This window comes from Mycoplana sp. 10N416 (assembly GCF_056394765.1).
Map to the genome: position 1 here is coordinate 1 of NZ_JBFTIM010000005.1, position 14,376 is coordinate 14,376.

The 14,376-nt window shown below is 61.1% G+C and carries 19 protein-coding genes and 1 tRNA gene; 8 read left to right on the forward strand and 12 right to left on the reverse strand.

From position 1 onward, the window contains the following. A partial coding sequence (locus tag AC1DDS_RS11465; RefSeq protein WP_477479024.1) for a GAF domain-containing protein occupies positions 1-582 on the reverse strand: 582 nt, incomplete at its 3' end. A 595-nt stretch (positions 583-1,177) separates the two neighbouring features. Between AC1DDS_RS11465 and AC1DDS_RS11470 the strand changes: the two genes are divergently transcribed. Further along, on the forward strand, positions 1,178-1,570 hold the full coding sequence (locus AC1DDS_RS11470; RefSeq protein ID WP_477479025.1) for a response regulator: 393 nt from the start codon (positions 1,178-1,180) through the stop codon (positions 1,568-1,570). Between the two features lie 7 nt (positions 1,571-1,577). Here AC1DDS_RS11470 and AC1DDS_RS11475 read toward each other — a convergent pair whose 3' ends face one another. Next, positions 1,578-1,838, reverse strand: coding sequence for a hypothetical protein (locus tag AC1DDS_RS11475; RefSeq protein ID WP_477479026.1), 261 nt, complete (start codon positions 1,836-1,838; stop codon positions 1,578-1,580). A gap of 85 nt (positions 1,839-1,923) precedes the next feature. On the opposite strand from AC1DDS_RS11475, the gene AC1DDS_RS11480 reads away from it, so the two are divergent. Further along, entirely contained in the window at positions 1,924-2,571 is a 648-nt protein-coding gene (locus AC1DDS_RS11480) for a UdgX family uracil-DNA binding protein (protein ID WP_477479335.1), read from the forward strand. A gap of 180 nt (positions 2,572-2,751) precedes the next feature. Here AC1DDS_RS11480 and AC1DDS_RS11485 read toward each other — a convergent pair whose 3' ends face one another. Beyond that, positions 2,752-2,961: a TOBE domain-containing protein gene (locus AC1DDS_RS11485; protein WP_477479027.1), complete on the reverse strand. Its 210-nt coding sequence runs from the start codon at positions 2,959-2,961 to the stop codon at positions 2,752-2,754. 89 nt (positions 2,962-3,050) lie between these two features. Between AC1DDS_RS11485 and AC1DDS_RS11490 the strand changes: the two genes are divergently transcribed. After that, positions 3,051-3,974, forward strand: a complete 924-nt coding sequence (locus tag AC1DDS_RS11490) for a bestrophin family protein (protein WP_477479028.1) — start codon at positions 3,051-3,053, stop codon at positions 3,972-3,974. Positions 3,975-4,110: 136 nt separating this feature from the next. Here AC1DDS_RS11490 and AC1DDS_RS11495 read toward each other — a convergent pair. The 3 genes from AC1DDS_RS11495 to AC1DDS_RS11505 all read right to left on the reverse strand — a co-directional run bounded on the left by AC1DDS_RS11495 (position 4,111) and on the right by AC1DDS_RS11505 (position 6,527). Beyond that, positions 4,111-4,187: transfer RNA gene (locus tag AC1DDS_RS11495), tRNA-Met, on the reverse strand. A gap of 134 nt (positions 4,188-4,321) precedes the next feature. Then, positions 4,322-5,527 carry a tRNA 2-thiouridine(34) synthase MnmA gene (mnmA, locus tag AC1DDS_RS11500; protein WP_477479029.1) on the reverse strand — a complete coding sequence of 402 codons (1,206 nt, stop codon included), beginning with the start codon at positions 5,525-5,527 and terminating at the stop codon, positions 4,322-4,324. A gap of 250 nt (positions 5,528-5,777) precedes the next feature. Then, positions 5,778-6,527 (reverse strand): helix-turn-helix transcriptional regulator, encoded by a 750-nt coding sequence (locus AC1DDS_RS11505; protein WP_477479030.1) that lies wholly within the window; start codon positions 6,525-6,527, stop codon positions 5,778-5,780. A gap of 386 nt (positions 6,528-6,913) precedes the next feature. Between AC1DDS_RS11505 and sciP the strand changes: the two genes are divergently transcribed. Further along, positions 6,914-7,189 (forward strand): CtrA inhibitor SciP, encoded by a 276-nt coding sequence (gene sciP, locus AC1DDS_RS11510; protein ID WP_007769470.1) that lies wholly within the window; start codon positions 6,914-6,916, stop codon positions 7,187-7,189. Between the two features lie 39 nt (positions 7,190-7,228). Here sciP and AC1DDS_RS11515 read toward each other — a convergent pair whose 3' ends face one another. Then, positions 7,229-7,675 (reverse strand): paraquat-inducible protein A, encoded by a 447-nt coding sequence (locus AC1DDS_RS11515; RefSeq protein WP_477479031.1) that lies wholly within the window; start codon positions 7,673-7,675, stop codon positions 7,229-7,231. Positions 7,676-7,806: 131 nt separating this feature from the next. Between AC1DDS_RS11515 and AC1DDS_RS11520 the strand changes: the two genes are divergently transcribed. After that, complete coding sequence (locus AC1DDS_RS11520) at positions 7,807-8,088, forward strand: GNAT family N-acetyltransferase (protein WP_477479032.1); 282 nt, start codon at positions 7,807-7,809, stop codon at positions 8,086-8,088. A 153-nt stretch (positions 8,089-8,241) separates the two neighbouring features. On the opposite strand, the gene AC1DDS_RS11525 is transcribed toward AC1DDS_RS11520, so the two are convergent. Beyond that, positions 8,242-8,592, reverse strand: coding sequence for a flagellar export protein FliJ (locus AC1DDS_RS11525; RefSeq protein ID WP_310421939.1), 351 nt, complete (start codon positions 8,590-8,592; stop codon positions 8,242-8,244). A 515-nt stretch (positions 8,593-9,107) separates the two neighbouring features. Here AC1DDS_RS11525 and ctrA point away from each other — a divergent pair. Next, entirely contained in the window at positions 9,108-9,806 is a 699-nt protein-coding gene (gene ctrA, locus AC1DDS_RS11530) for a response regulator transcription factor CtrA (protein ID WP_310421936.1), read from the forward strand. Positions 9,807-9,963: 157 nt separating this feature from the next. Here the strand turns inward: ctrA and AC1DDS_RS11535 are convergent, their stop codons facing one another. Next, entirely contained in the window at positions 9,964-10,326 is a 363-nt protein-coding gene (locus AC1DDS_RS11535) for a response regulator (protein WP_310421932.1), read from the reverse strand. Between the two features lie 104 nt (positions 10,327-10,430). Further along, positions 10,431-11,081 carry a histidine phosphotransferase ChpT gene (gene chpT / locus AC1DDS_RS11540; RefSeq protein WP_310421930.1) on the reverse strand — a complete coding sequence of 217 codons (651 nt, stop codon included), beginning with the start codon at positions 11,079-11,081 and terminating at the stop codon, positions 10,431-10,433. A gap of 266 nt (positions 11,082-11,347) precedes the next feature. Here chpT and AC1DDS_RS11545 point away from each other — a divergent pair, with 266 nt between their 5' ends. Next, positions 11,348-11,872, forward strand: a complete 525-nt coding sequence (locus AC1DDS_RS11545; RefSeq protein ID WP_310421995.1) for a DUF1134 domain-containing protein — start codon at positions 11,348-11,350, stop codon at positions 11,870-11,872. 123 nt (positions 11,873-11,995) lie between these two features. Then, positions 11,996-13,111 carry a hypothetical protein gene (locus AC1DDS_RS11550; RefSeq protein WP_477479033.1) on the forward strand — a complete coding sequence of 372 codons (1,116 nt, stop codon included), beginning with the start codon at positions 11,996-11,998 and terminating at the stop codon, positions 13,109-13,111. Positions 13,112-13,132: 21 nt separating this feature from the next. Here AC1DDS_RS11550 and AC1DDS_RS11555 read toward each other — a convergent pair whose 3' ends face one another. Both AC1DDS_RS11555 and AC1DDS_RS11560 read right to left on the reverse strand, forming a co-directional pair. After that, a complete protein-coding gene (locus tag AC1DDS_RS11555) occupies positions 13,133-13,963 on the reverse strand; it encodes a TrmH family RNA methyltransferase (protein WP_477479034.1) in 831 nt (276 codons plus the stop codon). Between the two features lie 10 nt (positions 13,964-13,973). After that, positions 13,974-14,360 (reverse strand): hypothetical protein, encoded by a 387-nt coding sequence (locus AC1DDS_RS11560; protein WP_477479035.1) that lies wholly within the window; start codon positions 14,358-14,360, stop codon positions 13,974-13,976. Between the last annotated feature and the right edge of the window lie 16 nt (positions 14,361-14,376).

Here is a 14,376-nt window from a genome sequence, read left to right on the forward strand (position 1 = left end):
GAGGATAACCTGCAGCCTCTCCTTGCTCCGGCGAAGGAGTTCTTCGGCGCGTTGGTGGGCTTCCTGAGCACGTCTGCTTTCAATGCTGAACCCGAGCTGGCGAGCGATTGTAAGTGATAGGATTGCCTCGTCCTGGGTGAAAACATGCGGCTGTTCGCGATAGGTCATGAATTTTCCAATGACGCGGCCATTGGCGGTCAACGGAATGAAGGCCAGTGCGTGAATACCTTCGGCCTTTATCGTTTGCTTGAGAGCTTCCGATTCATCCGAGGCTTCAATCTCGCCAATGAAAATCGGGACGGCTTCACAGTCGCCTGGCTTCCAGGGCGAATGTCCGTCGACAGCCTCGCGATACGCTTCTGAAAGGCCGCGCCAGGCGACAAAGCGCATCACACCCGTCTGATCGAAGAGCAGAATCGAGGCGCGCTCGCAGCGCAAGGCCGCGCCGATGGCGTCGAACGTCGCGTTATACACGTCCGCCAATGAATTTGCCCTGTAGAGGGCGTCGGTGAACTGAAAAAGGGCCCCCAGTTCGTCGGCCTTCCTGCTCCTCAGCCGAGAGTCACGGAGATATTCCGTCATGCCCACCTCCGCTGCGTCAGAACGTCCGACGCCACCCGATACTCAACTACGCGTCGGGTTTCATCGGCCGGGTCGCGGCATGATATTGTCGGCGCGCCGTCAGACGCAGTCACTCCTGCTTCCAGGCAACGGCTGGGATCATCGTACTTGATTGAGTTGCGCACGTCTCGCAAAACTTCCCCCGCTGCCGCAACCCCTTTATGGGAGCCTGTTTTCGCCACTGGCTGCGCCGCAACAACCTGGCGCTGCTTACATTCCGCTGGGGAGGAAGCATTTGCGGCTTACTCGACAATGCCCGCCGCAGTGCAACGCAGGCATACTGGAACCAAAGTCACTGGCTCGCATTCATCATTCGCCCATCAACATGGCGGCAGCTTGCGGAACCACCATGCGAATGACCGAACACGACCCGATTGCCGGTGAAATCGTCCTGTGTATTCCTGCGAAACTCATTCTGTTCCCGCGCGCGGCTGGCGAAGCGAGAGTCGCCTGGTTTTAGTGCGGATTGCTGTGACTTGGCCACGGCTGCTCCGGCCAACCAGGAATGGCACATCCGCGGTCATGAGGATGCCATCAGCCGCCTTCGGAGGATGAAATGACAACACCTTCAACCTACTGCAGCCTCTTTGCGGGTCGCCGAATTTTGGTGGTTGAAGACGAATATCTACTTGCCGACGAGTGCCGGAAGAAACTCGAGAAATACGGTGCCACCGTCGTCGGCCCGACCGGGAGCGTACAACAAGCGCTGAGATTGATTGCCGACCAGGCCATCGATGCGGCAATACTGGACGTGCATCTCGGCGGCGAGTTGGTGTTTCCCGTCGCCGACCAGTTGATTGAGCGCGGCATCGCCTTTGTCTTCGCAACCGGATATGATCCCTCGATCGTTCCCGATCGTTTTCCCGGATTTGTGCTTTGCGACAAACCGCTGGCCCTGGAGAAAATCGCCAAGGCGCTTTTCGGTCCACCCCAGCGGAGCGGCCATTGACGAGTGCCTACAAGCGGGCCTTAGCCCGGTTTGCAGCATCCTCTATGATGCCCAATACCTCGCCATTTGTGCAGCTTTGCATTGCGAACGCCTCACCGGGGTCGATGCCGGGATCCTCTTCGTAATTTGCCAGGAACTTGTTTTCCTCGAGCATCGCTTTCAAGGCGCTATGGTGCTTTTTGTCACCGGATAACATGGCGAGCATCATGACCAGCAGGCGGCGATGCGCATTTAGTCTGGCTTCCAGGGTTGAGCGCGGTTCGGACATGGCACCCTCCGTGTTCACGCAAAGAGAACGATTTCGCTCGGTGTGCGTTCCCATCGCAGCACTCATGGATTTGGGGCTCGCCACCATGACAATCGGCCATGGAAAGTTGGGTCCGGCGTTGGAACAGGAGGGGGCGCGGGCGGCGACATTACCGAACCTCCGCGAACAGGTCTCCGGCTGCCATCGTTGCGACCTCTACAAAGCGGCAACGCAACTGGTGTTCGGGGAAGGCACACAGGGCGCGCCGGTTGTCCTCGTTGGTGAACAGCCGGGAGATCGTGAAGATATCGCCGGCAGGCCGTTTGTCGGCCCCGCTGGATTGCTGCTGAACGAGTGCCTTCACGAGGCAGGCGTCGACCGATCTCGTTGCTATGTTACCAATGCGGTCAAGCATTTCAAGTTTCAGCAACGCGGCAAGCGCAGGCTGCACGCCAAACCGAATGCGGGCGAGATCCAGCGCTGCGCCTGGTGGCTGGCGGCCGAGTTGGACCTCATCCATCCCCGGCTCGTCGTTGCATTGGGAGGCACGGCCCTCTACACGCTCTTTGGTCGCAGCGTCAGTGTTACGAAAGCGCGCGGACAGATCCTTCAAGTCCCAACCGGTCCACCGGTTCTGGTGACGGTTCATCCATCCTACTTGCTGAGAATCCAGAAGCGGCCGGATGCCAAGATGGTACGCCACCAATTCGTCGCTGATCTGCATCAGATCGTGCAGTTCTGCACCGAGGCCTGACGGCCTGACCGCAGCGACCCTGCCCGTCGGTTCCCTGAAAGCATCTGACCGGGACTCTTCTGCTTCTGCCCACTAACATATCCGGATCATGCTTTTCTTTGTCGCGAATCGGCAGAGCGCCAGGGTGGGCCGGCGCTAAGATGTCAGTCCGCGAGCCTGCACGGATACCGCGACAGTCGCTCAGTCGTCCACAGCCACCATAACGTCGGAGGCCTTTACAACCGCGTACGCATCCTTGCCTACAGCCAATCCCAACTCCTTCACGGCGTCGTTTGTAATCGAAGCTGTAATAATGGAGCCGCCAATGTCTATCCGGACATGGGCCGTGGTGGCCCCAAGGGTGACATCCACGACTTTTCCCTTCAGCCGATTGCGCGCACTGATTTTCATAACTGAACTCCTCAGTCCATCGCCAAAGATAGGTCTGCGTCATATAGGGCTGCAGGCGCGGGGGAGATCCATAGCAAAGAGAACCAGCAATGATCGTCCGCCCTTCTCCGACCTTTCTGCAACTTTTCTACATCATGCGGGGCTCGGTGGTTCCGAAGATTTTCCCGCAACTCGGCCTAACAGCCGCGTTTGCCACGATTGTCGTGCTCCTACACGGGCGCTACCCAGCATTCGTACCTTCAATCGCGGGTGTACCGTTTGCTCTTCTCGGTATCGCGCTCTCGGTCTTCCTAGGGTTCAGAAACAACGCTTGCTACGACCGATGGTGGGAAGCCCGGAAACAGTGGGGCGAGATGATTGCGGTGTGCCGGAACTTCGGCCGCCAGACGCTCGTCTTGGACGGAGCTGCGAAAGAGACAAAGGTGGTCCGACACGAACTTTTGGTTTCGGTTATCCAGTTCGTTTACGCGCTTGCCACCCATTTGCGACCAGATCGCCCTTCGGCTCCGTCCAGGCCCGAACTAGATCCTTGCCTGCGTGGAGACCTTTCCGATGCAGTCAACCGACCAGACGCGATCTTGAGGCACATATCGACAAGACTAGCCTCGCTTAATCGCGAGGGGGCGGTGAGCGATATCATGTTCCAGACGCTCGATCGTTCAGTCTCGCAACTCGGCGGCATCCAGGCCGCATGCGAGCGTATCCGAGGCACACCGCTCCCGTTCGCATACTCCCTGCTCCTGCACCGAACAGCCCACCTTTTCTGCTTTCTCTTCCCACTTGGCTTCGCAGACACGCTTGGTTGGCTTACGCCATTTTGCTCCGTACTCGTCGCCTATACCTTCTTCGGCCTGGATGCCTTGGGTGAGGAGCTTGAGAGCCCCTTCGGAAGCACCCAGCATGCAGTGCCCCTGAGCGCCATGGCAAGAACCATCGAAATTGGGCTCCTCGAAGCGATGGATGAGAAGAACGTTCCGCCGTCTCTCCAGCCGATTGAGTTTGTTCTCATGTAGACGGAACGCGGCGCGCCAGTAGAAGGCGTTGCGCCGCCCAGCGCCGCATCGATCGGAGGCCCGGAGGGCTACTGGAAACCTTTTAGCGGCAATGCCGCGTTGCTGGGATTGAGCGCCGCGATTTTGGGGGGACGCATGGTAGCGGAGGAGGGATTCGAACCCCCGACACAAGGATTATGATTCCTCTGCTCTAACCTACTGAGCTACTCCGCCGCCGGGCGAAACGGTCAACGATGGCTTCGTTTTCCGTTCGGGACGGGCGGCTTATAAGGTGCCCTTCCCCAGGGTGTCAAGCGCCGTTTCCGGCAAAAATGCGCGTTCGCGCAAAGGCTTGTGAATTCGTCCCGTCAGGCCGCCGCCGGCACAGCGAGAATGCGCTTCAGCGCCGCCTCCGCAGCAGCCTCACGCTCGGAGCGGGCGATGAAGCCGCCGCCATAGACGCGCGCGTCCTCGCCCTCGCCCGAGTAGAGGGCGCAGGCCTGACCGGGCGCCACACCCGCCTCTCCTTCGGAAAGCTCCACATAGAGACCGTTCTCGTCGGCGTGCAGCATCGCCGGGCGCGGCGGGCGCGTCGAACGCACCTTGGCAAAGCAGGAAAAACCCTTGGCTGCCGTCTCGTGGATATCGCCGTCGCCGAGCCAGTTAACGTCGCGCAGGTAGAGCCGGCGTGTCTCCAGCGCCTCCTTCGGCCCGACAATGACCCGGCGCGAGCGCGCGTCGAGATAGACGACGTAGAGCGGCTCGCCGGTGGCAACGCCGATGCCGCGCCGCTGGCCGATCGTGTAGTGGAGGATGCCCTCGTGCTGGCCCAGCACGCGACCGTCGATATGGACGATGTCTCCGGCCAGCGCCGCATTCGGCTTCAGCTTGGCCACGATGTCGGAATACTTGCCCTGCGGCACGAAGCAGATGTCCTGGCTGTCGGCCTTCTTGGCAACGACAAGCCCCATCTCCTCGGCCAGCGCCCGGGTCTCGGCCTTCGACAGGTGGCCGAGCGGAAAGCGCAGGTAGTCGATCTGCTCCTGGGTGGTGGCAAACAGGAAGTAGCTCTGGTCTCGCTCGGCGTCGACCGGTCGATACAACGCGCGCCGGCCGGGATCCGACGGCGTCGGGTTCGGTCGCGAGCGGATGTAGTGGCCGGTCGCAAGCGCATCGGCACCCAGCTCCTTTGCGGTCGCCAGCAGATCGGCAAACTTGACGGTCTGGTTGCAGGCAACGCACGGGATCGGCGTCTCACCGGCGATGTAGCTCTCGGCGAACGGATTGATCACCGTTTCGCGGAACCGCTTCTCGTAGTCGAGCACGTAGTGCGGAATGCCGAGTGTCTCGCAGACGCGGCGCGCATCGTCGATGTCCTGCCCGGCGCAGCAGGAACCGGCCCGGTGGACGGCGGCGCCATGGTCGTAAAGCTGCAACGTGATGCCGAGAACGTCGTAGCCTTCGCGTTTCAGCAACCCCGCGACCACCGACGAATCCACGCCGCCGGACATGGCGACGACAACGCGCGTATCTTCCGGCTTCCTGTCGAAATCAAGACTGTTCACGGCATCCATCCGTTGGTTTTTCCGGGGGGCCGGTCAGGCCCCGCTGCGTCACGGGCAGCGCGACGCGCATCATGCATCTGCTTGTCTGCATCTCGTCGCCGCCAAACCTGTGCACTCTATCGGGCACATGCATCGGCCAACGGCAATTCGCCCGTATCCAGTACGTCGCGGCGCTGCTGGCCCGACATATAGAAACTTGTGCCAGCCGGAGCAAGAGAAGAGGCGTTCTCCGTCATTCCTGTGGGGCGCCGCTGGGAGCCTAGATCAGTTTCAGCCGCATCGCCGAGGCAATGGCCTGCATCCGGTTCACCGCCCCCAGTTTCTTCGTCGCCGTCTTGAAGTAGCTGCTGACGGTATAAGCCGAAATGCCGAGGATGATGGCGATCTCGTCGCTGCTCTTGCCGGCCGCGGCCCAACGCAGACACTCGACCTCGCGGCTCGACAAGGTCCCGCGCGAAACGGGGCCGGGCGCGAAGATCGGCTCCAGGCACTCGAACAACTGCACCGCCGCGAAGTACAGTCCTGCCGTCTCGTCGATATCCAGCAGCCCGCGTTGGCCGGAAAACAGCATCATGAAGGGCTCGCCCGAGGTCGAATGCAACAGGAACGCGGTCGATCTCATGAGGCCATGACGTGCGGCAAGCTCCGCCGCCGCTTCTTCCGCTGTCCGCGCCGTGTCCTTCGGCGCGAGTAGCCGTTGATCGCCGTGCACCGGCCGCTTCGTCGCCGCCACCTCCGCGACGAGCCGGCTGATGTGAAATATGCCCAACGCATCATAGCTCCGCACGAGCTCGGACGACCAGTTGCTCATCAGGAGCCGCTCGGCGAAGCGGTGCCTTTCGGCGTCCGGAAAGCGCGCCACAAGGAAATGGTCAAGGTCGAAATGACGGGCGCAGCGCCGCATCAACTGCAGCACTTCGTACTCCGTCTGAACATCCTCCAGCGCCGCGCCGGTCAGGAATTCCGGCAACGGACCATTTTGCGCCGTCGCCTTATCGGGATCTCTCATCTTGCGTATCCAATGGGTCGGTCCTGGTCGTAACCATTCCACGCTGCCACAGCAAAAGCGAAACCAGCCGGTCCACAACGCCTCAGCCAACCGTCCGGAGGGAACATTTGAGAGGATTGCGGCCTATCCGACACACCGCCTTTGATCTGGCGCGGTCCTAACAGAAGCGAGCCGCCTGTGAAAATATTTAGATGTCATGGCTTCCATGCAACCTTAACCGACCGTGAAGAGGAACTACACAATCGCGGCGCCCACCGTTGGATGCAAAGATCTAATCTGCGGAAACTGCTCAATTTCTTAGCGAATTGTTACAGTCGGCTTAGCCAAATTTTAAATGTGGCAAACTACAGTGGGGCCACATGGTCTTGTGTGTAGTAGAGAGTCCTATGACCGAATTGATACGACCCCGCGTAAAATATGTCATCGGCCCCGATGGCAGCCCCTTGACGATCGCCGATCTGCCGCCAGCCAACACGCGGCGCTGGGTGATCCGCCGGAAGGCTGAAGTCGTGGCCGCGGTCCGCGGCGGCCTGTTGAGCCTGGAGGAAGCCTGCGAACGCTATACGCTGACGGTCGAGGAATTCCTGTCGTGGCAGTCCTCCATCAACGATCACGGCCTGGCCGGCCTGCGCACCACGCGCATCCAGCAATACAGGCACTGACACGCGACAGGCGTTCCGTCAGAAAGACCCGCGGCCGCCTCAGCGCGGCCGCAGTTGCATCTGCAGCAGGCTGGTCAGCACCGCCGACGCCGCGTAGAACCACAGGCCCGGCTGCGTGAAGGCACTTGCGATGCCGGTGGTCTTGGCTGCCACGATCACCAGCGCCACAAGCATCACATCCATCATCGACCAACGGGCAAGAAGCGGAAGCAGGCCGGCAAGCAGCCGATCGTGCTTTCCATCGCCCCGACTGGTCGCCTCGAAGGCAACGCCGATGAGCTTGATCACCGGGAAGACGATCGAAAGCAGACCGACGACCACGGCGAGCAGCTGGTTCTCCTGTGCCCATAACGAGGCAACGATACCGAGCAGCGACGGCGTCTCGGTGAAAAAGTAGAGCTTCTCGAACAGGACCAGCGGAAGCACCATGCCGAAGGCGAGCGACAGTGCCGAAAGAACAAGCAGGGCAGGAACGATCAGGGCCATTGCGCGCCTCATGGTGAATCGGGGCCGCATCCATAGCACTTTCGCCCAAGGAACGCCGATCCGCCCTGCCGCTGGATGACATCGGCGCCTGAACTGCTAGAACCGGCTATCGGCCCGAAGGAGAATTTGGAATGGATATTCACAGCACAGAAAACGGCTCGCACGGCCGTTATTCGGTCACCGTCGACGGACATGAGGCGGAAATGACCTATTCGCGGACGTCGGCGAAACTGATCATCATCGACCACACCGGCGTTCCCGACGCGCTTCGCGGCCGCGGCGTCGGCCAGGCGCTCGCCCTCCATGCCGTCGAGCAGGCACGCGCCGGGGGATGGAAGATCATGCCGCTCTGCCCGTTCTTCCGCGCGCAAGCGATGCGCCACCCTGAATGGAGCGACGTCGTCAATCGCTGACAGGCCGGCAGCGCCCGGGCAAGGCGGCTCGCGGGCGCCGTCCTGGGTTTCAAATCCGGAAAACGGGAAGGGCCCTCATGAGCGCGGTTTCACCGCTCATGAAGGTTCCCTTTACTGAGCGCTGCACAGCCGCAGCGACGAAGTGCGACGTTGTCAGGCGCGCAGGCGCACTGCGTTGTCGCGCTCTTCCAGCGCCGTTGCCTTGGCATATTCGGCTTCCACCTCCTCCAACGCGAGTTCGGCGGCATCCTGCTGCACTTTCAACTCACGAATGGAGACGAGCAGGTTGTCCGCGCGCTGGCGGGCAGCCTTTGCGAAGGTGGGGTAGGCAAAGTGGCTCGGATCAGAAATACCGGATTTCTTCTCCTCGATGGCAATCTGGCTCTCCAGTTCCTTAGACATCCGTTCGAACTCGGACATCATCATTTGCAACTGGCTCAACTGCCGCCTTTTTTCTTTCACCTGAAACTCCTTCAGGCGAACTAGGCTCTCACGTGGCTTCATACGCAATACTCCCGTGGATAGCGAGACCCCGGCACCTGGTGGGCGGCAAACGCCGCCAACCTTACACGCTTAAGGCCTGCCCCGCCTGTTGCACAGATCGAAGCAGGCCGACATTTTTGCCCGTGCGTCGGCTGAACAAGCCGACGTTCACAAAAAATTTCCGCGACATTAACGAAACCCTACCGCTGGTAACCTTTCGTTTACGGGCATCGTTAATCATAGGTGGCATGATTTAAGGGTCGGTAAATGCAACAGTCAAAATGCCGGGCACCCGATAATCATGAGTCGAAAGAGTCGGATAGCGTATTTTCCTCACAAAACAGGTGAGAAGCGCGACGCCAAATTTTGACGTAAATTCAGGGAGCTGCCGAAATTATTTAACAACTTCATACCATCTTGCCAGAGTGAATCAGAATTTGTTAACCATTCGGTGGCAGCCTCCAAATCAGGCAACAACTGGATCCGTATCGCGTAGAGGGGCCAGGACACCTTGAGCGGCGGAAAAGGGGACGGAAATGCGGGTACTACTTATTGAAGACGACAGCGCGACAGCGCAGAGCATCGAGTTGATGCTCAAATCCGAAAGTTTCAATGTCTACACGACGGATCTGGGCGAAGAGGGTGTCGATCTCGGCAAGCTCTACGACTACGACATCATCCTGCTGGACCTGAACCTGCCGGACATGTCGGGCTACGAAGTGCTGCGCACGCTGCGCCTGGCCAAGGTCAAGACGCCGATCCTGATCCTCTCCGGCATGGCCGGCATCGAGGACAAGGTGCGCGGCCTCGGCTTCGGCGCCGACGACTACATGACCAAACCCTTCCACAAGGACGAACTGGTTGCCCGCATCCACGCCATTGTTCGCCGCTCGAAGGGCCATGCACAGTCGGTGATCTCGACCGGTGAGTTGATCGTCAACCTCGACGCCAAGACCGTCGAAGTCGGCGGCCAGCGGGTCCATCTGACCGGCAAGGAATACCAGATGCTCGAGCTGCTCTCGCTGCGCAAGGGCACGACGCTGACGAAGGAAATGTTCCTCAATCACCTCTATGGTGGCATGGACGAGCCGGAACTGAAGATCATCGACGTCTTTATCTGCAAGCTGCGCAAGAAGCTCGCCAATGCCGCCGGCGGCGCGAATTACATCGAGACGGTCTGGGGCCGCGGCTACGTGCTGCGCGAGCCGGATGGGGACTATCTCGAGACCGCCTGATCCGGATCGGGCAAGACCTTCTTAAAAACCCGCCGTATGGCGGGTTTTTTGTTGTCAGCCGGAGCTCCAAAATCCAGCCCTTGCCCAGACCAGACCGGAAACAACAACGCGGCCGCCCCTTGCGAGGCGACCGCGTCTTCAAAGTCCGGGATTGCCGTCAGGCGGCGATAGAGAGATTGGCAAAGACCGTCGTGAGGATCTTTCGATCGAACGGCTTCAGCAGGAAGTCGTCCGCCCCGGCGCGCTTGCCCATCATCATCTTCTTCAGGTCGGCCTCGACCACGCAGTAGAAGATGCGCACCGTATCGCCCTTCGGCAGCATACGGAGGTTGGCGATCAGTTCGAGGGCGCCATCCATCGTCGAGTCGACGATAATGACGTTCGGCAAATCCGCCTCACAGCGGACAAGCGCCTCCAGCGAGTTGGACGCTTCGAGTACGAGGTAGTCGAGGCCCGATAGAATGCGTTTTCCAACCTTGCGAACGACATCGGAACCGTCGGCAATCATGATGCGCCGCATAGCCTACTCCAATTTCCCGCTCACACGAGCAGCCAATTATGAAGCAAGTGTAGCCATCGCTGGCAAACAAATGGTTACCGGCGGCGCGCTCCGCCGCCTCGACGTCAGGCTGCCGCAGGCACCTTGGCGACGAAAGTGATCTCTTCGGCTGACGGAACGATCTCCAGCTCCATGCCCGCTTCCTCGGCGAGGAGAACCGTGTAGTAGGGCTGGATCGTATGGGCATCCACCGCCTCTTCGAGTTGGCCGGACAGCATCTCGACAAACTTCGGCGGCACCCGCAGCATGCGCCCTTTCGCGGTCAGGCGAAACTCGGCGTCCAGCTCGGGACGCTCAAGCGTAATGTCGATCGAACCACCGCGCGGGATCGCGCCATAGGCGACGAGAAACAGGTTCAGCAGCAGCTTGACGCGGTTCTTGGCGACGATTGCCCGCGGTCCGCTCCAGGTGATTTCGGTCTTCTTTTCCGCCGTGGCAAAGTCGCGGGCGGCCTTTTCCGCCTCGCCCGTGTCGATCGAGGCGCCGACGGATCCCGAGGCACCGAAGGCGAGTCGGGCGAACTTCAGGCGCACCGAGGCGTTCATCGCGCTGGTGCGGATAAGGTCCATCGCGTCTTCGTCCGCCCCGCCCTCGTCGAGCAGTTCCAGTCCGTTATTGATGGCACCGACCGGGGAAATGACGTCGTGGCACACACGGCTGCACAGCAGCGCCGCGAGGTCGGGACCGCTCAGGGTGAGGTTCGGATTCTTCGCCATCATATTCTCCAGCAGGCCCTGACCGACAGTGGCGATCTGCAACCGTCGGGCGGGTAGATTTCATCAATTGACACCTAGCACGCGTAAATTGTGCCGAGCAGGCTCAATTAGAGGTCAGCCATAAAGACACCACATTTGGTAAACCGATTGTTAACACGATCCGGTCAAATTGCCATTCACGACAACGCCTGAACCAGCACGGGGGTAGTGACATGTGTGCGTCACATTTGACCAGGAGATCCGTCCTCCTCGCCGCAATCGGGGCGATGGCCGCGCCGGCAGCGGCGCACGCGCAGAGCACCGGCGGATCCCAATACACCGTCCAGGAGATCGTTGACGCAGGGCACGGCTTCTTCGGCTCCACCACCGGCGGTCTCGCCAAAGTGGTCGAACGGGCTTTCCAATCTTACGGCCTGCCGAACGGCTACATCCTCGGCCAGGAAGGATCGGGCGCCTTCGTTGCCGGTCTCACCTACGGCGAAGGCGAGATGAACACGAAGAACGTCGGCAGCCACCCCGTTTTCTGGCAGGGCCCGTCCCTTGGTCTCGACTGGGGCGGACAGGGCAGCCGCACGATGATGCTCGTTTACAACCTCCCGGACGTAAACGCGCTCTACACCCGCTTTGCCGGCGTCTCCGGCTCGGCCTATGTCGTTGCCGGCGTCAGCATGACGGTTCTGACCGAGCAGAACATGGTCATCGTCCCGATCCGCACCGGCATCGGTGCCCGCCTCGGCATCAATGCCGGCTATCTGAAGCTGACGCGGAACCCCACCTGGAACCCATTCTAGGTCGCCGTCCTGGTGCACGCGCAAGGTTACCGGCGTAACTGAAATTGTTCGCGAACCCCTGTGCAACAGGACTCCGTTCGCTATAGTGCGACAGGTCGACAGGGAAACAGGACAGACGTCGTCGTGATCGAATACGCCCTGCTATTTGCCTTGGGGTTCCTGGCGGCAACGCTGACGGGTCTGCTGGTCGCACCGGCCATCCAGCGTCGCATCGTCGCCTATACGGAGAACCGCATGAAGGCGACCATGCCACTCAGCCCCCAGGAGGTTAGAGCGCAGACGGACATGGCGCGTGCTGCCTTTGCCGCCGAGAACGCACGCGTTTCCCAACAGCTCGTACGCGAGCGTGAGAAGAGCACGCAGCTCTCGATCCGAATGGAGACGGTGAAGCGCGACATCAGCCGGCTCGCGGCCGACAATGCAGACCTGAAAGCGCAGATCGAGGAAATGAACGTCGAAGCCGGTGACCTGCGCTCGGCGCTGCGGCACGAGGACCAGCGATACGGACAGTTGAAGGCCCAACTGGAATCGGCAGAGCGCGAAATCCTGCACAAGAAGCGCGATATCGAAATCCTGAACGCCAACCGTGATCTCGTCCAGACCGACCTGAACGACAGCATGATCGTCGGTGCCGCGCGTGAGACCGAGTTGGAAAACCTCAACAGTCGGATAACGACCCTGCGGCACGAACGCGAGAAACTGCTTGAGGGTCTCCGCGCCGCCCAGGCTCAGTTGAAGGACGCCGGCGTGAAACTGTCGCGAGAAGAAGGACGGTCGCGCCAGTTCGAGGCAAAGCTGACGCGCGACAACGCAGAGATCGGACGCCTGCGCGAGAAGTTGAAGAACGTGGCGGTCTTCCCCAAAACGTCGACGAGACCCGCACGCACACAGGAGACGAAGGCTTTGCTCCCCCCCGTATCGCCATCCAGCGAATTCACCAACGGAACTACGGCAGCCAACGGCGCAAATGGCATCGACATCCCTTCGCTCGAGGCCGATGTCCGCGATCGCAGCGCCGCCATCACGCAGCACCTGGCCCAGCCGCCCTCACCCGAAGGGGATGCGGCACTGCGCGAGGAGATTGCTGATGTCGCGGCACGGATGATCGTTCTGACGGACGCGCGCGAAGGCGCCGCCTCGCCGATCCGCAGCCTGCTGAACCAGCCCGGCCCAGCCGCCGATCTCGGCCGCACCAGCCTGGCGGACCGCGCCAAGGACATGCTGCCGCCGCGCGAGTAGCACCCCCCCTTCGATTTTGTGCTATCGGACGCGACCGCCGAGGAGCGCCATCTGGTAGAGCGCGATGCCGCTTGCGGTGGCAACGTTCAGGCTATCGAGGCCAGGCCGTTGTGGAATGCGCGCGGTTTGGAAGCGGGACAGGATGCCTGGCGGAAGTCCCTCGCCTTCCGTGCCGGCAACCAGTGCCAGCCGGGGCGTCGCCTCGATGTGAGCGATGGATGTCTCACCGCGTGGTGACAGCGCCCAGATGCCGAAGCCGGCATCGGCAAGGTGGCCGAGGAGGGTGTTCGCATCCCCTCCCCTGGCGAAGGGAACGCTGAGGACGGCCCCAACCGATACGCGGATGGCCTTGCGATACAAGGGATCGCAGCAGGTTTCGTCCAGCAGCACCGCATCCGCGCCGAACGCAGCCGCATTGCGGAAAAGCGCCCCCATGTTGTCGTGGTTCGAGATGCCGCAGGCGGCGAGCACGAGACTGTCCGCCGGAAGCGTTTCAATCAGCGTGGCCGAATCCGCAGCCTGTTCGCGCCGGCCGATCGCCAGCACGCCGCGATGCATGTCGAAGCCGGCGATCGCATTGAAGACCCCCCGGTCGGCCACGTAGACGGGCACCTCGGTCGGGAAGCACGCCAGTATCTCCGCAAGCCCGCCGAGCCGGTTCTCGAGGATCAGGATCGCCTCGGCGCGAAAGCCGGAGGCTCCCGCATGGGCGGCCGCCAGCATGCGCAGCACCACCGTTCCTTCGGCAACGAACCGCCCCTCCCGTCCGACGAGGTCGCGTTCGCGGATCGAGCGGAAGACCGCGATCCGCGGATCGTCGCTGTCGCTGATCCGGATCGGCTCCGCGGCCATCGGCAGCGTCCTATCGGCCGGTGACGTCGATGTCAGCGACGATCCGGCCGGCAGCGATGTCGAACAGGATCGCCTTGCGCGCGCCGCTGGAAAGCGTTCCGAAGAACAGGATCTGGCCATTCGACTGGGAGACCGACGAGACGGTGAAGCCGTCCGGCAGCGCCACAGCGCCGGTGAGCGGCCCGTCGCTCGGCACCGAAAGCCCGGCAGAGATACGGCTTTCGGGCTTGCCATCCGTCCGCGTCACCTTATAGACAATGGCCGCGAGCACCGCCATGAACATGACGAGCATGATACCGCCCGAGACGAGCTGCAGCCGCACCATCTTGCGACGGACATTTTCCATGGCCGGATCGAGCGGCTTTTCTTCTTGTTCATCGATCTCGATATTCGACATGAGCGGTAGCGTCTCC